Source organism: Methylobacterium sp. NPDC097929, from assembly GCF_049543375.1.
In the GTDB taxonomy this organism is placed as follows: domain Bacteria; phylum Pseudomonadota; class Alphaproteobacteria; order Rhizobiales; family Beijerinckiaceae; genus Methylobacterium.
In genome coordinates, this window is the sequence record NZ_JBMVEP010000017.1 from 11581 (window position 1) to 30196 (window position 18616).

Consider the following 18616-nt stretch of genomic DNA (forward strand, 5'->3'; position numbering starts at 1 on the left):
GATTGTTGGGACTAGCGGCAGGTTACGTTGGGCCAGATCTTGGAACGGATGGCGGCGCTCCCGGGGGACGGGCAATGATCGAGGCTGCGACGACACGACTGAGAGAGACCGGTGTCGCTTGTGCGACACCAGTCCTGGGAGCTGCTACGGGCTCCGTATGGCCGCGAAACATTCCCGACACATCGCCTTCACCGAGCCGCTGATCGCGTACGTCGAGCTCAGGTCTCCAAGGGAGAGTACACCTCGATCAGCGAGGTCGTCAGGACGGCCCTCCGCCAGATGATCGAACGTGAGGATGCGAAGGCCCTCCGAGGAACCGCCAAACCCGAGGCCGTCCATGAGCGCGTCTGACGAGGACGCCCGCGACTCGATCCGGCTCGGGGCCCTCGACAATTACGGCATCCTCGACACGCAGGCAGAGCAGGGTTTCGACGATATCGTCCTGCTCGCCTCGCGGATCTGTTCGACCCCGGTGGCCCTGGTCAGCCTCGTCGCCGGGGACCGGCAATGGTTCAAGGCCCGAGTCGGGTTCGACCCCTGCCAGACCCCCCTGTCGCAATCAGTCTGCGCGCACGCTCTCGAGCGACCGGGCCTGCTGGTGATCCCGGACCTGACCGCCGACCCGCGGACCCGCGGCAACACCCTGGTCACCGGCGAGCCCCACCTGCGGTTCTATGCCGGCGCCCGCCTGGAGACCCCGGAGGGCGTCGCGCTCGGGACGCTTTGCGTTATCGACGGGAAGCCCCGACCCGAAGGGCTGACCCCGGACCAGGCCGAGGCCCTTGAGGCGCTGGCCCGCCAAGTCATGGCGCAGATGGAGTTGCGCCGGTCGATGGCTGCCCGCGACGACGCCCTTCGCAGCGCCCGGGAGGCGGACACCCGGCATCGGCAGATCCTCGACAGCGCCATAGACTACGCGATGGTGACCATGGACCTCGACGGTCTCGTCACCGGTTGGAGCGCCGGGGCCGAGGCGATCCTCGGCTGGTCCGAGGCGGAGATGTGCGGCAAGCCCGCCCGGGTGTTCTTCACCGAGGAGGACGTCGCTGCGGGCGTCCCCGAGCGCGAGATAAGGGCCGCCCGCGAGGCAGGCCGCGGCAACGACGAGCGCTGGCACGTTCGCAAGGATGGCTCGCGGTTCTTCGCGCTCGGCGAGATGATGCCGCTGTACGCAGACGACGGCGGGCACGTCGGCTACCTTAAGATCCTCCGGGACAGGACCAGCCAGCGCCTGGCGGCGGAGGCGCTGCAGCGGCAGACGGACCTACTTAGGACCGTCACGGACCACGTCAGCGAGGCCGTGTTCCAGCTCGACCTCGACGGAATCGTCACTTTCGCCAACCGGACCGCGCACGCCCTGCTGGGGTGGGGGGACGGGAGCCTGCTCGGGCAAGACCTGCACGAGGCCGCTCACCACCACCATCCGGACGGGCGCCCGTTCCCCGCATCCGAATGCGGTTTCGTCGAAGCGATCCGGGAAGGATCGACCCTCCGGCAGCGCGACGCGACCTTCTTCCGCCAGGATGGCACGCCGGTCGAGGTGGTCTGCTCGAACGCCCCCGTCTTCGAGGGCGGGAACCTGACCGGGGCCGTCCTGACGGTCTCGGACGTCACCGGCCGCAGGCAGGACGAGCGACGCCTTCTTGAGATGAACGCCGAACTTGAGATGCGCGTCGCCGAACGGCATGCGGCCGAGGCGCGGCAGCGCTTCCTGCTCGCGCTCACCGACACGTTGCGCGAACAGGGCGGCCCGCGTGGCCGGATGCAGGCGGCGGTGGACGCCCTTGGGCGCCACATCGGCGCCAGCCGGGTCGGCTACGGCTTCGTCGGGGAGGACGGCATGTCCGTCACCCTCGGCACCGAGTACGTCGACGGCGTCTCCGCGCTGGCCGATACATACCTCCTCGATGCGTTCGGACCCGGCAATATCGCCAATCTCAAGGCGGGCCGCACTTCGGTCTATGCCGACGTCGAGGCCGATCCGGACACCGCCGGCCTGGGGATGGGCGCCTTCGGCATCGCCGCCATCGTCGCCGTCCCCCAGGTCCACGAGGGGCGCCTGCGCTCGGTCGTCTACGTGAACCAGCGCGAACCGCGGGCCTGGACGGCGGACGAGGTCTCACTGGTCGAAGAGGTCGCCGCACGGATCTGGGACGCGGTCGAGCGCGTACGTGCGCAGGGTTCTCTGCGGGCGTTGAACGAGAGCCTGGCAGCCCAGGTCGCCGAGCGCACGAAAGAGCGCGACCGGATCTGGCAGGTGAGCCAGGACATGCTCGGCGTCGCCGACGCGAACGGCGTCTGGGTTAGCATCAACCCGGCCTGGCGGCGCATCCTGGGATGGGAGGCCCACGAGATCATCGGCAAGACCTCCGAGTGGCTCGAACATCCCGATGACCGGGACAGGACGCGCGCCGAGGTAGACCGCCTCGCCGCCGGCGGCCTGACCCTGGCGTTCGAGAACCGCTTCCGGGCGCGGGACGGCGGCTACCGCACGCTGTCCTGGACGGCCGTCCCGGTCGAGGGGATGCTGTACTGCGTCTCCCGCGACGTCACCCGGGAGAAGGAGCGCGCCGCCAGCCTGCTCCAGGCCGAGGAGGCCCTGCGGCAGTCGCAGAAGCTGGAGGCCGTCGGGCAGTTGACCGGGGGCGTCGCGCACGACTTCAACAACCTGCTGACGGTGATAAAGTCGTCCACCGACCTGCTCAAGCGCCCCGACCTCTCCGAGGAACGGCGGGGCCGGTACATCGGCGCGATCTCGGACACGGTCGACCGGGCGGCCAAGCTCACGGGCCAGCTCCTGGCCTTCGCCAGGCGCCAGGCGTTGCGGCCCGAGGTATTCGACGTCGGCCGGAGCGTGAGGGCCATCGGCGAGATGGTCGGCACCCTCACCGGGGCCCGGATCGCGGTGTCGATCCACGTCGGCGACGAGCCTTGCCACATCCGCGCCGACCCAAGCCAGTTCGACACCGCCCTGGTGAACATGGCGGTCAACGCCCGTGACGCGATGGACGGCGAGGGACGGCTCGACATGTCGGTCGACGCCGTGGAGGGCGTCCCCGCGTTGCGTTCGCATCCCGCGCAGTTCGGGGATTTCGTCAGGATCGCTCTGACCGACACCGGTTCCGGCATCCCGGCCGACCAGGTCGACCGAATCTTCGAGCCGTTCTTCACGACCAAGGGCGTCGGGCAGGGCACGGGCCTCGGTCTCAGCCAGGTGTTCGGCTTCGCCAAGCAATCGGGCGGCGAGGTCCTAGTCGAGAGCGAGGTCGAGCACGGCACCACCTTCGCGCTCTATCTCCCGCGCGTCATCGCTGACGACATAAGGATTGACGAGGCCGTGGACGGCGACGCCGTCGTCGACGGCCGGGGCACCCGCGTCCTGGTGGTCGAGGACAACCGGGACGTCGGCACCTTCTCGACCCAGACCCTCCAGGAGCTCGGCTACGGCACGCACTGGGTCGGGAACGCCGACGAGGCGCTCGCGGCCCTGGCCGCCGAGCCCGACGCCTACGACGTGGTGTTCTCGGACGTGATCATGCCCGGCACCAACGGGGTCGAGCTCGGACGCGAGATCGGGCGCCGCCATCCCGGCCTGCCGGTGGTACTCACCAGCGGGTACAGCCACGTTCTCGCGCAGGAAAGTGACCATGGCTTCGAGCTCCTGCAGAAGCCGTACTCGGTCGAGGCTCTGTCCCGCATCCTGCGCCTGGCGGCCTCGAAACGGCGGCGACGCGGACCGGCGGCGGAATAGGACGCCCCACCGGCCTCACCAGAAAGACAGTTCGCCTTATCCAACCGTCTGAACCCGCCCCATGACAGGCCTCCCCGCTCCTCGCCTTGACCTGACCATGGGCCGGGCGCCGGTATCGAGGTTCGGACCGGCGTCGCAGGTCCGCGATCCCCGGGCGGTTGCATCCATTCGACGTGGAGTGACCCTGACCCAGCAAACTGGTCCGCGCTGAGCGCAAGTTTTTCGGGCATCCTGAACTCGCCACGTGCTAGAGCCGCCCAGAAGGCGCGGTACTGCGCTCCCTCCTGCATGGCCGGATCGACGAACAGGCGGTGATGCCGTCCAACGATCTCGGCCAGGTCGTAGCCGACGGCGGCGAGGAAGTTGGCGTTGGCCGTCAGGATGGTGCCATCCAGACCGAGCTCGATCACCGCCAGGGAGCGGTCCAGCGCCTCGACCAGCGCTGCGTTTCTGCGTCCGCTGAAAATCATGGCGTTACTGGTTCTGCTGAGGGAAATCTGCGGCCAAGTCGGCCAGTCGCTCGATGGCATCAGCAAGGCTCAGCAGGATCTCCTCGGCCGCTGCATCGAAGAGTTTATGCGCAGAGTTGCTTGGGTGCAGTTCCTGCGCGGCCTGGCGCTGCTTATGGACCTTATCGCGACAGACCGGAGCCGCCGCATGGATGTGCGGCACACGGGAGCTAGTTCGGCACCGGCCTCGTGCGCCTGCATCAGCTGCTCCGTCAGGCGTCGCATGGCAGCCCCGGAAGGGTTGCGCGCGGAGAGGATGTGTATGTCCGCCATAGTAGGCCTCACGCCGTCCGAACGGTCGAGAGGAACAGGCGCACCTCGGATGCGAGGTGCTCGGACTGACGCGACAGCTCCGAAGCCGAGGCCAGAACCTGGGAGGCGGCCGCACCCGTCTCCTCCGAGGCCCTGGCCACGCCCGAGATGTTGCTCGTCACCGCGCTCGTACCCTGCGCCGCCTGGGCGACATTGCGCACGATCTCCTGGGTGGCCGCCCCCTGCTCCTCGACGGCGGCAGCGATGCCCGTCGCCATCCCGTCGATCTCGCGGATGCGGCCGGTGATGCCTGCGATGGCCGAGACCGCTTGATCGGTGACGCCCTGGATCTCGCCGATCTGGCGCGCAATCTCCTCGGTGGCCCGGGCGGTCTGCCCGGCCAGTTCCTTGACCTCGGTGGCGACCACGGCAAAGCCCCGGCCCGCTTCGCCAGCGCGGGCGGCCTCGATGGTGGCGTTGAGGGCCAGAAGGTTTGTCTGGCTGGCGATGTTCGAGACCAGTCCGACCATGTCGCCGATGCGGGCCGAGGTGGTCCGCAGGGCCTGAACGAGATGGCCGGTCTGGTCCGCCTCGCCCACGGCAGCCTGGGCGAGCCCCGCCGAGCCCTGGACCTGGCGACCGATCTCCTGGACCGAAGCGCCGAGTTCCTCCGCGGCTACCGCTACTGTGCCGACGTTCGAGGCCGCCTCTTCGGCGGCCGCCGCGACGGTCGTCGACTGGGTGGCCGTTTCCTGGGCCGTCGCGGTCATCTGCTGCGCCGTCGCCTGCAGCTCCGTCGCCGAGGACGAGACCAGGCCGACGATGCCGCCCACGGCGCGCTCGAAGCCGTCGGCGAGTTCCGCCATCGTGCGCTTGCGCTCCGAGGCGGCGGCCGCGTCGGCGATGCGCTTGATTTCGGCCTGCTCGGCGGCCTTCTGGGCCACCATCGCCTTGATGCCCTCGACCGCTCGCCCGACGGCACCGACCTCGTCGCCGCGCGCGGCTTCCCGGATCTCGGCGCTGATATCGCCCTGGGCCATCCGCTGCAAAACGCCGACCAACCGCCCGAGGGGCCGGGTGATGCCGATGATCGATACAAGGGCGGCTGCCACGAGGCCGGCCAGCATGCCGAGGGCACTAAACAGCATCAGGCTATGGCGTGTGGCGTTGGTCTGGCCGATCAGCTCGTCCGAGCCCTTCTCCATCGCCGTGTTGATGTCATTCCCAAGCTTCGTGCCTTCCTCCACCATGGCGGCGAAGGTCGGGTCGATCGATCGGTGCACCCGTGTCAGAGCCTCAGCGTTCTGGTTGGTCGTCCCAAGGCGGCGGGCCTCCGCTACTTCCTGAAGAAAGGTGTTCACGCGGTCCGTCTGCTTGTCGATGCGTTCGGCAAAGCCGGGGGCCTGCTCGCGCAGGTCCGCGAGGGCCTTCTTCATGTGGGGGAGCGTGGCTTCGAAGCCGTCGTTGGCGGCTTTGATCTGGCCATCCTCGGTCTCGGCGATGACACGATAGACCCAGTAGTTGAGCTCGAAGATCAACCGGTTCGTTCGGCGCGCAGACGCGACCGCCTTTGCGTCGCGGTGGACGAACTGCGAGTAGGCGTCGCCGATCTGGGTCATGCGGGATTGTGCAAACCAGACGCAGCCGCCGACGATGAGGGCGATGAGAGCGATGACCATCGCCAGCTTCGGCAGGATCTTGATGTTGGACAGCGCGAGCATGGGGGCACCTGTTAAGTTGATCCCCATTTAAGCCCGAGCCTATTAAGCTTCGGTCATTTTCCCAACACTAATTCGCCCCATTATGACGGAGAATCTTTCTTTCTTGACGATTTCTTGAACTTGAACAGCCATCTCGAGATTTTTGGCAAGGTAGCAGTGCCATGATTCCCATCTTCGCCGATTTTTCGTTGCTGAACCCACCAGTCATGGCGGCGCACGATTGTAAACTGTCACCTGCTTTCAAGCATCGCGAGTCATACTGAACCTGATCCAGCAAACTATTCAGCGCTGAGCACGTGTTTTTCCAGCATCCTGAACCCTGAAAGAGTGTGGATGCCATGTCTTGCAAACGCTCCAGGAACGAGCCGCCTTCGCACTCCGGCAGGAGGAGAATGATGCACTGCGTGCTGTAACAACAGGAAACGGTCCGGATTGAACGGCGCTTCGGGCGGGCCTTCCCAAGCCCGTCGCCGTAATGAACATGGGAGGGCCAACGGGAACGATCTGACTTTTCCGTCATTCAGCTTGGACGAGCGCCTTGGTTCCAAAGGAGCGCCCGTGCCATATGGCCTCACGTCTGCGACAGCAATGGAGCCAAAACATGGAGCCGACGGACATCTGTCTGCGGAAGGTCAATGATGCCGCACAGATCACCGACTCGACCGTGATCGCAAAGGTCTCGGATGCGCTCGACGAGCTCGAAGCGGCCTACGCACATCCGAGTGACCGGATCATCGCTTTGGAGCGGGTCTTCTCTGAGTTTGACCGTCGCCGGTCCTCCGTTCATCGAACGCCCACTGCCCGGCTCATTCGGGTCTCGATCGAGCGTCGCCAGATCCGATGCAATCGCCGCCGCGCATGACGGTTCCGTGACACGCTCCAACAGGGGATTGTATCCGATCGACAACGCCTTAGGGAATCCAGATCGTGTAGTTGGATGGCATGGTTCCTTCCCGAGACCCGGAACCCCACTCTGCGGCGCACCTTTCGGGGTTGCGCCGTTTTTCATTCATCCTGCGCCCTTCGCGTCGTGTCTTCGTCGTACACCGGCGCTACAGGGCTTCGCGCTCAATTGCCGGGCGCCGCGGCCGGAGAAGGATTCCAAGCGCAAGCTTCTTCTACCGGCCGCCCCAATCTCAAAGCGGTCTCAGAGAACGAATTTGCGAGCGGCCTCACTCTCGCGCAGGCAGATCCCTTGATCCGGTGCGGATCCCCCGGATGAGACGAGCTGGCCGAGCTCGGCCCTGGCCTTCTCCAGATCGGCTCGGAAGCCGGGGTCACCCTGCAGGGCCGCAAAGACCGCACCAGCGGCGGTGCGCCCCGCCTCGACATCACTGGCCCAGTGCAAGCCGCAGACGACGCGGCTCTCGCCATAGGAGCGGGCACGGATGAAGAAGCGCGTTGCCTTCTCGGGCACGAGCGCCGCCATAATCGCCGCATAGGTCCAGGCCTGCGTCGCGTGGCTCGACGGAAAGCTGAAAGCGTTGCCGAGGTCGGCGGTGCGCATCACGCAGATCTCCGCCTCGTTGCCAACGAAGGGTCGCAGGCGGCGATGATGCAGCTTGGGCCCCTGCGTCGCCTGGGCGACGTCGAGACGGGTTCGTTCGAGAAGGGTCACCAGGGTGGGCACGCGGGACGGCTCGATGCGCTGACCGATGATGCAGGCGAAGGTGTCGAGGATCGCGGAGGGGCTATCAGTCACGTCGGTGGTGGCCAGGGCCCAGCGCGGCGTTCCCTTCAAGGATCGGGTGGACACGAAGGTCGCCTTGTCGGACGCCAGGGTTGCCGACTGCCCTTGAGGCGGCGCGCGCAGGATCGCCAGCGTGTCGGGAGCCTGGGCCTGGGAGAGGTAAGGCGCGTGTGCCGGCTTACCCGGCATCAAGGACGAGACGGATACATCCGGGGTCGCGACGGGCTTCTGAGTGGCATCCTGCATCGGCTCAGGTGCCGATGCAGCAAGAACTTGCGCCGGCGCAGCCGCGAGGAGCACGAGAAGGAGTGATAGGCGGACCATGGGGATCTCGGCGTGGGATCGGGCGGATGTGGATACCCATGCGATCTAAGACCCTGACACGACAGGCCTATGGCACTCCTGCTCCGATACCCACGCCTTCGTCCTCGATGCTCGACGGACGAGCCCGGTTTCATCGGTTGCGGATACGGCCGGTGCTCTTTCGCGGAGCGACGTGAGGGCGACGGGTCAGGCTCGTTCAGGTTCGGCCATCAGGATCGCAGCCCGCACCGCGGCCCGCCGGAGTTCGTCGCTCGCCCAGGGCTGGCGCATCAGCGTGCTGGCAAACGGATGCCCGGCGACGGCCGGGGCGGGATCGATCCGATAGCCTTCGCCGATCACCACAGGTCCGCGCTCTGGATCGGCCATGTAAGCGTTCACGACCTCCGTCACATCGTCGTCGACGATGCGTAGGGTTTCGAGCAGTTCGAGGGTCATTGGTCTGGGCATTGCGCGCCGCTCATAGCGCGGGTCGGCGACAGGCGTATGGCAGCCGCGGAGGGTGAGCAGAAACGGTTCAGGCTCGCTGCCGGGGGAGTCAGTTGGAGCACAGTGCATCATGGCTTCAGACCGACCCGCTCCGTTGATACGTCCGAACTGACGTCACGGACCCGGCCGGCATCAGGCCGAACACCACGAGGGCCGCGGCCCCGAGTACCGCCCATATCGCCTCCGGCCAGGAAAACGGACGGGTGATCACCCCCAGGGTGGCCACGGCGGCGATTGCCCATGTGACGAGGTTCGGGGTCAGCGTCAGCGCACCCATTCGCGGATCGTCCTGTCAGATTGCTTTTGGTCAGGTGTGCAGTTCCGGGCTTCGTTGCCCATCGGATGGGGGCGGCTCGAGCGCGGGCGTTCGGCCTCAGGGGGCAAAGCCGTCGCCCGCGAGATGGAGCCGGGGCCTCGGGATCGGCTTGGGGCCGGGACTTTCTCCGCCGGACGCGGTATTCCGACAGTCTGCCACCGTTGCCTTGGCCGTCTCGATGGCGATGCCGACCGCCACCATGGTCTTCATCTCCGGTTGGCGCTCGCGGGCATAACGGACGACATCCGTGGCGAGCCGGTCGATCTCGATGTTCAGGGCTTCGATTGCCTCCGGCTCACGCAGGGTCCGAGCCTCTTCGATGATCTCCAACAATCGATCCGTGACCTCGTCGATGCGCTCGCGTCGGGCGCCGGCTAACCTCTGGCGCAGCCAGGCGACGGCGGAGGCTAGGCCGCCAGCCAGAGCCGCGAGCAGATACAGGGTGTCGCCGTAGCGGTCGACGAAGCTGTGCTGCTCGCGTTCGTAGTAGTCGATGGCGCCGGGGTGGATTGGGATGCGGGCGCTGGTCGCAGCGGCGGTGGTGTCGTAGGCCGGCGCCAGCACGTACTCGGCCGCGTCGCTGGTCTTCGCGGCGGCCGTGCGCATCTCGAACAGGTGCTGGGTGACGTCCGCGGCGACCACCCGGCTCAGAGACGAGCGGGCCATCAACCGGTAGGAGGCACCCACTGTCTTGACGTCGTCGTCCGGCAGTTTGGGATGCCCGCCGAACAACCCTCCGGGAATCGTCACGGCCTGAAGGCGCGGGAAGCGCTCAATCACGGCGCCGTCGTCGGGCACCCCGACGAAGTTGACCTTGCCGCCCTTGCTGACGCCCTTGACCGCCTCGACGAGGGCCAGGGCCTTCGGGGCGGACGGGGCGATGATGCTGACGAAGGCGTCGATCTTCCTGGCCTGGATTGCGGGGCCGACCTGGGCGGCGTCGACCGGCACCAGCAGCACCGCCTTGGCCGGGACTTTGGCACCGGGTGCGTCCGTCTCCAAGGTCAAGCCGTAGTAGCCGAGGATGTTCTTCAGGAGGGAGAAGTCGGCATCCTTGTGCGCGGCAATGCCAAGTCGCCGACCGCCGAGCTTTGGGAAATCGTCGATGCCCGTCGTCTCCGGCGAGACGATGACCATGGCCTGGTCCCGCAGGATCGCGAGGGTGAGACCGTTGGCCGGCAGATCGACGTCCGGCCGAACGACGGCAAGGTCGGCGCGCCCATCCTGAAGAGCGGCGGCACTTTCCCTGACGTCGTCGAACGACAGGATCTTGAGGCGGACGTTCTCACCGCCGGAGTCGAGGGCATCGGCATAGGCCTTGATCAGCGCCGGCTCGGTGCCGTCGCGCGGAGCGACCGCGATCACGAGCGTGGTGGCCTGCGCAAGGTAGATCGCGAGCGCGCCGGCACCGAGAATGATGGCGATGGCGCCGACGGCCAGGGCGGCGCGGCCGAACAGCCATTGGGGAAGCTTCGGCATCGCCGACGATGATCCTCTGAATGCTGTTCGGCCATGCAACGACCGGCGATCCCGTCGGCTCCGCCATGGTGCGACATTCTTGCCGTCATCGAGGGAACGTGATGGGCTCATCCGACAGGGGTGCCGGGCCGATCGGCTCAGCCAGTCGGGCCCGTGTCCGGCAGGTCGACGCCCGGCGGGACCGCATGCGGTCACGCTGGAACGATTTCGCCTAGGCGGCGATAGGCTTGGTGTGCCGAACCTTGCCGTCGAGTTCGACGTGGATCGCATGACGGACCCCGTCCTTAACGCCGACGATCTCGAAATGCTTCGGCTTGCGCTCGGGCCTTCCTTCGACGGCATAGCCCTGAGCCTCGACCGCGGCGAGAGCGGAGGCCGGATCCGCCGGTCCGTGCCGGCCATCGTCCTCATGGGGCTTCTTCGGCCACGCGACGTCGCACGTCGTGCCGTTCGCAAGGGTGATGGCGGACACCTTGATCTCCGACGGCTTCCGCTCGCCCTTGATGGTGACCGTGTCGCCCTGGGCGATCTTGATGGTCTCGGAGCCCTTCGGCCCCAAATCGGCAAGGTATCGTCCGTCCTGGCCCGAGAGGGCGAAGCGGTGGCCGAAGACGGCCCAGACGGTGCCGGTGATGGTCTGCATGTCGGTCATGTGCGATCTTCCTGGAAGTCGTTTGCCGGCCTGGGACGCGAGACGCGCGCCGTACCCGGACGGGCATTGGCCGGCGTTGCCGAACGGGACGGGCGCCGGCCTTCGCCGGGGCTGCGGCCTTCCTAGGCCGAAGCTGCCAACCCATCCTGAACCGGTGCGTTCAGCTCCCATTAGGGAAGCGCAAAGCGTGGCGACGCCGCGGACGGGGCGCGGATCGCTCTTCGCCCTTCCGCATCAGACATGACCCGCCGCGGCATCGCACCGAGCGTCGAAGGCGCCGGGAACGGAGCGCGGAAGGCTCAGAAAACATGAGCTGCTCGACGCACGTGCGTGCAGGCCCGCGTTCGGCCCGCCGGTCGGAGCCGGCGGTGCCGCACCGGCCAGGGCTTAACGCCCGCCAGCGCTGCTGTTCGGGATGGCCTGCTCGGGACGGCCGGCATTGCCGCCGGCGGCCGAGTCCGTCTCGATCGTGTCGGCGCCTGTCCCGCCGCGCGAGATGACAACATCTCGATCGTTGCCGGTGCTGTTGGGTTCGCGCACGACGGTCGCGCCGGCGGTGCCGGGCTGGCGAGGAACCCCGCCGCTTTGTGCCATGGCCGGGGACAGCATCAGGGTGGCCAGACCGGCCAGGAGAAGCGTTTTCATGGAGGAGGACCTCAATCCGGCGTCTGCGCCTTCGCGGACGACCGGAGATAAGCAGATCGCCCTCGTCGCGTTTCCGTCTCCCGGCTTCACAAGCGCGATATCCGTTCAAAACAGGTCCCGCGCCAGCTCCGAAGTTCCGTATGGGTCGGCCTGTCGCTGCAGCGTGTGGTCGTCGCCTGACGCAACATCTCGGATCAGAGTCTCGAAAACCAATGACCGCTGTCTCGGACTTATCTTTCGAAGCGGACCAGCGGAAATCCACCCAGCCCAGTCATCCAACGCTCCTCTGCGAGAGCCGGAGAGCGGACCTTCCCGAGTTCCTCGAGGGGGCGATAGCAACCTGAACGATCTGTCTGATATCCGGACGTTTTCACTACATTTCGTGCTTTTCACCATCACTCTTTCGCGCAAGTCGCGCGATTACAGCAGTAAGCACTTCACATATGAGGCAGGTGAGCAGTCCGAGGATAGCGATTGGGCCGTACATTTTCCAATTATTGGATATCGCCCGCAATAGTAAATGGGTGATCAGGACCGGCAACAACACTGAAATGGCACCCACCACCGGGGTCAGAGCGAGGATGCGTGAGTAACTAAATCCTCTCGACTGTAGAAATTGCACCGACAAGAGGCTGATCAGTGCAGGAACTATCCCTAGCAGGTAAGCGCCCAACATAAAGTCCTTATTATATAGTGCACTGAGTGGAATATTACCTGAGATCGACGCTACAAAAAGGAGTAGCCCAATGCAGGGACCAAGCACGAGGTAGTTGAAAAGTCGTATTATCAGCATCATAGAATAATTCAATATATATCGCGGTACACATTATATCTTCGAGCGCATAAATAATCAATGCATCGAGTATTTAACGAATTACCCGACATTTGTCCTCCCACGACTCAAAGCGACCTGCCATCCCATTGGATGGTGCACCCCACGGATCTATGTCCCAAGAAACGGAGCGGCATCCAGAACCCGAAGTGAATTCAATGTCGATACACTCGACAGACCAACCGAACCCGGGAGTGCCCTTGATCGAGCATGCGTTAGGTTTAGAGGCTATTGCGGCTGACAAGGATTTATCTTGGATCGCCTGAAGCGAGAGACGGAGGGCGTCGGCGGTCGTCGGTACAGTTGCAACGGCCCAGATGAGCCGGCCTACGATCATCAAAATGACTAGCGCACCAACGAAGCCTACAAGCAGCGCGACGGAGCTTTTATCCTCGGTACCATCGAGATTTCGCATGTGCGGAGCTTACGGAATGAGATGTTTACCGTTTACCTCACACATCTATCAAGAGCGACATCTTCAAAGTCACGATTTGTAGATATTTATGTATGCGCCAAGCACATAGCTCGGTGATGTCGGATATCCGGTCGTTTACTTGACGCAAGTCGGTGCGGACCCCAGGTCCGAGAAGGGCCGATGAAAGCCTTTGTGACTTTGTGAGATGCGTACTTTATGTCAGCGTTGTATCTGCCGATGCGGCGCAAGCTGCGTTCATAATTGCACTAAAAATCAGGAGGAATTCGTGTCTTTTGAGATGCTTTCCTCGGAGGACAAGATTAGGATCGGAGCCCATCTATACATATATTGGATTCCAGAGCGACCTTACCCACACTATCCGGCGTTGAGATGGTATCGTGAGGGCGAGAAAATACCGGTAGTTAGTGACAAATCTAGCCGAAGCCGTTTACTTGGCCGTACGCCATGTTTTGATACGGCAACTGTAGAAAAGCTTTTCAAGATTGACATTTTTACAGACTATAAACGCGAAGCTGGTATCACCGATTATATAGAAATTACCCTTATCGACGGCTCGCGTTGGTTCTGCACCGAGCGCGCTCCGTGTGATGGTGGCTTTATTAATATATTCCTTCGCGCCATGCATGATGAGTGGGTGGTTCGGGCGCAGGTCTAGGCGTACCTAGTACTCCAACTCTGACGCTTGGTACCCGCCTGCGAGTCTGCAACGGGTGGGAAGCGGACCCAACCTCTGGCCCTGGAAACGATATTCCCATCGTCCCAAGCCGATCCAAGATTGGCTGCACAAACCAAACGTGAATGCACCCTTGGTGAGAAAGCGTGGTGCCCGATTCAAATTTCCGGGTTGAGTTGAACTCGGAAGTAAGGGCCATCGATATGAAAGTTCGCTTTCAAGGCGGGCAGTTGAACTATTAAATAGGGACAGCCTCCTGCGCGACACCCACAAGAGCCGCGCACCGGTACTCGCTCGGTGTCATGCCGTACTGCGCCTTGAAACGACGGGAAAAGTGGGCTTGGTCGGAGAAGCCGCAGCTGTAGGCCAGCGTGCCGATCGATAGATGTGCGCAGCCAGGATCTGCTAGCTGCGCCACCGCGACGGCGAGTCGGCGGTGCCAGATCCAGTCAGAGATGTACTGACCGCGCTCTTGGAATAGCTGCTGGAGCCGGCGCAACGACACGCCGACGGCGGCGGCGAGCTGGGATGGGTTGAGGGTTGGGTCGCTAAAGTTGGCCTCGACATAGGCCTTGGCGCGCTGGACCACGGCATTGCCGTACACGGACTGGGGTACGTCCTGCGCCAGCCTCTCGGAGATGCTGGCCATGATCAGATCGACGCCGATCGCCGCAATCCGGGTAGCGCTCTCGGCACTTAGCCTTTCGTGAACGTTGACCAGCTCACCGAGGAACGTGGTCACCAGCTCAACTGAAGCACTGCCACGCTTCAACGTCAGGGCTGTGTACTGCTGGGTCGAGCCCAACATACGCTCAAGCGGCGCGCGTGGAAGTTCCAGAACGAGCGACTGATTGCCAGGGCCCGAAATATGCACGTTTGGTCGATTCGCCAGGAGAAGGATGTCGCCAGGCTCCTGAACGGCCTCTCGACCGTCTTGCACTGTGGCTGACTTGCCCGCAATCTGGATCAGGACGAAGACCTGCTCGGACCGTTCGCGTCGACGCAGAGTCTGAGGCGTCACTGCCGTTCGTAACGAACTTTCACAAACACGGGTGAACAGCAGCCCGCCGATATCAGCTGTCTCGATCAGGCCAGAAAAGGGTCCGTCGTCGATCAAACTTTGATCGAGGGGACCCATCCGATCGAACAGTATTTCGCGCCATCGATCAAATCTAATTTGCGGACTATAATCTAAAGTTGAGAATATCGTCCGCATTTCTCGATACTTTCCCGATCTCGTCAATAGGGGGAGCTGAACTCGGTCCATTCTGCCTGCATTGGCCTGACATAACCGAGGGGATGCTTTGCCGATTGTAGTAGGTGTCACCCGAATTGAACAGATCGCGTCGCGCCCTCGTCGCCCGACGTTCGGGAAAGCGTGCTGGCTTTTCAGGTGTCGGTAAAATGCTCTCGCGAACTGCAAGGTCTGCTTCGTGCAATCGTTCGCTATAGAACGGACCAACGGCTTTCAGCCAGCTTCAGCCGTACAGGGGTGGCTCGATCAACGACCGCTCATAGACATCGCAGCGGTGATCCCGAATGACTGGGTCGGGTCGAAAGCAGACGGCGTAAAATGTCAGGGATATGACCGTTCTGCCTACTCAGCGGGGGTGTCCGCTTCATCGGACTAAGGATTGGCAGCTAAAGCTTGCGGGTCTTCACTTCGACGCAGACGACGTTCCGTGCCTGATTGCTCGGGCGAGCAACTGTATATTCATCGTGACTTTGGGCCAGGTTCTGTTAAGACGCTTCGTGCCTGCCTGAAATACAAGTGAAATCTTAGTATCCGCATAAGATCAATGAGACGGTTTCAGGGGCTTGGAAGGATCGGCATTGGCGGCGGGAGTCATTACGACGGGCCTGAAAGCATGCACCAGATCGGGGTCCAACCGGCCCTTCATACCTTCGAGGATCGGGTACGCCTCCGATGCAGCCATTGGCGCCCTGTAAGGCCGTTCTTCGATCAAGGCGCCATAGACGTCGCAGACCGTGACCAGCCGGACAAGGTCGGGAATGGCCGCCCCCGACAGCCCGTCTGGATAGCCAGATCCATCCAGCATCTCATGGTGAGACCGAACAACGCTCAGCATGGCCTCCTCGAACCCTAGCCCGACAAGCATGCGATAGCCCTCGACGGCGTGCGTTCGCATCACGGCCATCTCGGACGCGTCGAGCTTGCCTGGCTTGTTCAGGATGGCAACAGGGATCCTGGTCTTACCGACGTCGTGAAGAAGGGCCGCCTGAGCCAATCGATGTCGATCAGCCCTCGACATTCCGAGGGTGCCGGCGAAGGCGGCCGCCAATCCCGCCACGAGCAGGATATGCTGGTGCGTGGCATCATCGAAGTCACGCACCGCGCGGATCCAATCGTAGATCCCGTGGGCGCCGATGGCCGTCGCAACGATCTCCGTCCCGTTTGCGACCTCGGCTGGTGTCAGCACGCCAACCATGATGGTGTCGCGCAGAAACTGCCGCGCCCGGCTCGCGTGCTTCTGTGCCGACGAAGGCACCATCCCGGCCTGGACCACGACGCGTTCGATGACACGCGGCAGTGTAGAGAGGGCCGCAGCGGTGACCATCGCGGTCACCCCGAGCATCTGAACGTGAGCCTGAGTCCGCGGGCCTTCCTCGTGCACGACGAAGACATGGGGTCTCTTGCCGATGCCGGCTCGGCTGAAAAGCTGCTTCAGCCGGGCGATGGCATCGGACGTCAACTCCCTAACATCACTCAGGACGATAGCAGGGGGATTTGCAGGCGGCGTGTAGTCGTAGAGATCGTATATCGTCGACGGAATTGACAGCTTTAGATCGCGCAGCAGTCGTTCCGTGCGATACAGGTCGTCGCTGATAAGCATCAGTTCGCCCATGGCAGATCTCGCATAATATGAGCTAGTACCAATCCCCTGGGTCTTTTTGACTGACTCCGTTCGTTCTACGCGGCACGAACAGTCTGGAGGAAGCGTGCCACTTCCACATTCAGGTACTCGGACTGTCGGGACAGCTCACCGGCAGCACCCAACACTTGAGAGGCGGCAGCGCCCGTATCCTCGGCGGCCCGGGCAACCCCCGTGATGTTGCTGGTGACCTCACCGGTTCCGGTTGCGGCCTGCGCCACGTTGCGCACGATCTCCTGGGTCGCCGCCCCCTGTTCCTCGACCGCCGCAGCGATCGACGTGGCCACGCTGCTGATCTCCTGGATGCGCATCGTGATGCCGCCGATGGCCTGGACTGCCTGGCCCGTCGCCCCCTGGATCTGGGTGATCTGCTGTCCGATTTCAGCGGTTGCCCTGGCCGTCTGATTGGCCAGCTCCTTGACCTCGGCGGCCACCACCGCGAAGCCCCTGCCGGCCTCGCCGGCACGCGCCGCCTCGATGGTGGCGTTCAGCGCCAGAAGGTTGGTCTGACCGGCGATCGTCGAGATCATCGTCACCACGTCTCCGATCTTCGCGACGGCACCGCTCAGCTCCTGCACCAGGGAGGCGGTATGATCGGCCTCAGCCACGGCACTCTGCGCCAGTGTCGCGGAGCCGTTGACCTGACGACCAATCTCCTGAACGGACGAGCCGAGCTCCTCGGCAGCGACGGCGACGGTGTTGACGTTCGAGGAAGCCTCCTCGGCCGCAGCAGCGACGGTCGTGGACTGCGAGGCGGTCTCCGTCGCCGTGGCGGTCATGGTCTGGGCGGTGGCCTGCAGCTCGGTGGCGGACGACGACACCATTCCGATGATGCCGCCAACCGCCGCCTCGAAGCTGTCAGCCATCTGGTGCATGCCGGCCTTGCGCTGTTCCTCGGCCGCAAGCCGAGCCTGCGCCGTTTCGGCTTCCAGTTGACGCGTTCGGATGAGGTTGTCTTTGAAGACCTGGACGGTGCCGGCCATCGCTCCGATCTCGTCTTTGCGGGCCACCCCAGGCACGATGATCGTCGCATCGCCCTCGGCGAGCCGGGCCATGGCATCCGTCATCGTCTGAATGGGACGGGATACCCGCAGCCAGCTGAACGCCATCGCGCCGAGGGCAGCCGCGACGGCGAGAACGACGGCGAGGTAGGCGGCAAGTTTTGCGCTATCAGCGTCGGCGCCAACGGCATCCGCTTCCTGACGCGCGCCTCGCTCATTCAAAGCCACGTCCCGCGCGAGCGAGTCCCGGATATCGTTATAAAGCCTGACGTTTTCCGACTTGCCGATCAGTGCGAGGGCATCGTCTCGCTGATTGGCTACCACCAGACGAGCGGCTTCGCTAGAAATGGCCTCGTACCGGCTCCATTCGACGCTGAAGGTCTCATACAGCTTGCGCTCTTCGGGGGTCGCAATCATGGGCTCATAAATCTTGCGCGCTTCTACGACCTTGGCCTGCGTCGTCGCTAGCTGCGCCTCGTTCTCTGCCAACTGGGCTGGCGTTGCCGACAAGGCCAGCAGCCGCAGCTGCTTGATCCGAACCTCTGCGGCTGCCGCCTTGATGTCATTGATCGCGATAACGGATGGCAGCCAGTTGGTGGTGACCTCCGTGATGCCATGGCGGACGGAGGTGAGCTTCGCGATGGATAGACCGCCCTGTGCGGCACTGATCAGAGCGAGCGCACCGAACGCGGTGGCCAGTGCGGTCTTGATGGAGAGGTTGGCGTGCATGAGGGCCTCGGCGAAACGCCCTGGAGTTGTCTCAATGCCGAAACAACAAAGCTTTCAGGGACTTCGGCAAGGTTTGACGGCAGAGTGATTCTAATCCGTTTACGCGAAAAAATATTTCTAAGCACGATTCCGTGAGCAAAATGAAGTATTAATCTATGCTAATTTCCAGGGTGGGTTGCGAGGGATGCTTGTACCGCCCTCCTAACTCGTTACGGCCCGCCTTCGC

Annotated in this window: 14 protein-coding genes and 2 pseudogenes; 4 read left to right on the forward strand and 12 right to left on the reverse strand. The window is 63.7% G+C overall.

From position 1 onward, the window contains the following. The first annotated feature begins 120 nt into the window (after positions 1-120). Positions 121-351, forward strand: a complete 231-nt coding sequence (locus ACPCJR_RS23905; RefSeq protein ID WP_391515521.1) for a ribbon-helix-helix domain-containing protein — start codon at positions 121-123, stop codon at positions 349-351. Then, positions 338-3751 (forward strand): PAS domain S-box protein, encoded by a 3414-nt coding sequence (locus ACPCJR_RS23910; RefSeq protein ID WP_391515425.1) that lies wholly within the window; start codon positions 338-340, stop codon positions 3749-3751. The genes ACPCJR_RS23905 and ACPCJR_RS23910 overlap by 14 nt, the downstream gene beginning before the upstream one ends. Before the next feature lie 245 nt (positions 3752-3996). Here the strand turns inward: ACPCJR_RS23910 and ACPCJR_RS23915 are convergent. The 3 genes and pseudogenes from ACPCJR_RS23915 to ACPCJR_RS23925 all read right to left on the reverse strand — a co-directional run. Continuing rightward, positions 3997-4281: pseudogene (locus ACPCJR_RS23915) on the reverse strand (hypothetical protein); the annotation flags it as partial. After that, entirely contained in the window at positions 4226-4423 is a 198-nt protein-coding gene (locus ACPCJR_RS23920) for a hypothetical protein (protein WP_391515525.1), read from the reverse strand. The gene ACPCJR_RS23920 and the pseudogene ACPCJR_RS23915, both read right to left, overlap by 56 nt. 118 nt (positions 4424-4541) lie before the next feature. After that, the gene (locus ACPCJR_RS23925) at positions 4542-6233 is read right to left on the reverse strand and encodes a methyl-accepting chemotaxis protein (RefSeq protein WP_391515427.1); all 1692 of its coding nucleotides are present in this window, start codon (positions 6231-6233) and stop codon (positions 4542-4544) included. 601 nt (positions 6234-6834) lie between these two features. Between ACPCJR_RS23925 and ACPCJR_RS23930 the strand changes: the two genes are divergently transcribed. Beyond that, entirely contained in the window at positions 6835-7095 is a 261-nt protein-coding gene (locus ACPCJR_RS23930) for a hypothetical protein (protein WP_391515429.1), read from the forward strand. A gap of 285 nt (positions 7096-7380) precedes the next feature. On the opposite strand, the gene ACPCJR_RS23935 is transcribed toward ACPCJR_RS23930, so the two are convergent. The 6 genes and pseudogenes from ACPCJR_RS23935 to ACPCJR_RS23960 all read right to left on the reverse strand — a co-directional run bounded on the left by ACPCJR_RS23935 (position 7381) and on the right by ACPCJR_RS23960 (position 11825). Beyond that, positions 7381-8247: an acid phosphatase gene (locus tag ACPCJR_RS23935; protein ID WP_391515431.1), complete on the reverse strand. Its 867-nt coding sequence runs from the start codon at positions 8245-8247 to the stop codon at positions 7381-7383. 186 nt (positions 8248-8433) lie between these two features. Beyond that, entirely contained in the window at positions 8434-8682 is a 249-nt protein-coding gene (locus ACPCJR_RS23940; protein ID WP_391515433.1) for a hypothetical protein, read from the reverse strand. Between the two features lie 178 nt (positions 8683-8860). Then, a pseudogene (locus ACPCJR_RS23945) lies at positions 8861-9010 on the reverse strand (arsenic transporter); the annotation flags it as partial. A 96-nt stretch (positions 9011-9106) separates the two neighbouring features. After that, positions 9107-10528 (reverse strand): TAXI family TRAP transporter solute-binding subunit, encoded by a 1422-nt coding sequence (locus tag ACPCJR_RS23950; protein WP_391515523.1) that lies wholly within the window; start codon positions 10526-10528, stop codon positions 9107-9109. Positions 10529-10739: 211 nt separating this feature from the next. Further along, a complete protein-coding gene (locus tag ACPCJR_RS23955; RefSeq protein ID WP_391515435.1) occupies positions 10740-11180 on the reverse strand; it encodes a hypothetical protein in 441 nt (146 codons plus the stop codon). Between the two features lie 387 nt (positions 11181-11567). Further along, positions 11568-11825 carry a hypothetical protein gene (locus tag ACPCJR_RS23960; protein WP_391515437.1) on the reverse strand — a complete coding sequence of 86 codons (258 nt, stop codon included), beginning with the start codon at positions 11823-11825 and terminating at the stop codon, positions 11568-11570. A gap of 1533 nt (positions 11826-13358) precedes the next feature. Between ACPCJR_RS23960 and ACPCJR_RS23965 the strand changes: the two genes are divergently transcribed. Next, positions 13359-13748, forward strand: coding sequence for a hypothetical protein (locus ACPCJR_RS23965; protein ID WP_391515439.1), 390 nt, complete (start codon positions 13359-13361; stop codon positions 13746-13748). 256 nt (positions 13749-14004) lie between these two features. Here the strand turns inward: ACPCJR_RS23965 and ACPCJR_RS23970 are convergent, their stop codons facing one another. From ACPCJR_RS23970 to ACPCJR_RS23980, 3 genes are all read right to left on the reverse strand, one after another. Beyond that, complete coding sequence (locus ACPCJR_RS23970) at positions 14005-15033, reverse strand: helix-turn-helix domain-containing protein (RefSeq protein ID WP_391515441.1); 1029 nt, start codon at positions 15031-15033, stop codon at positions 14005-14007. A 529-nt stretch (positions 15034-15562) separates the two neighbouring features. Beyond that, positions 15563-16633, reverse strand: a complete 1071-nt coding sequence (locus ACPCJR_RS23975) for an HD-GYP domain-containing protein (RefSeq protein ID WP_391515443.1) — start codon at positions 16631-16633, stop codon at positions 15563-15565. A 65-nt stretch (positions 16634-16698) separates the two neighbouring features. Then, positions 16699-18390 (reverse strand): methyl-accepting chemotaxis protein, encoded by a 1692-nt coding sequence (locus tag ACPCJR_RS23980; RefSeq protein ID WP_391515445.1) that lies wholly within the window; start codon positions 18388-18390, stop codon positions 16699-16701. Positions 18391-18616: the final 226 nt, after the last annotated feature.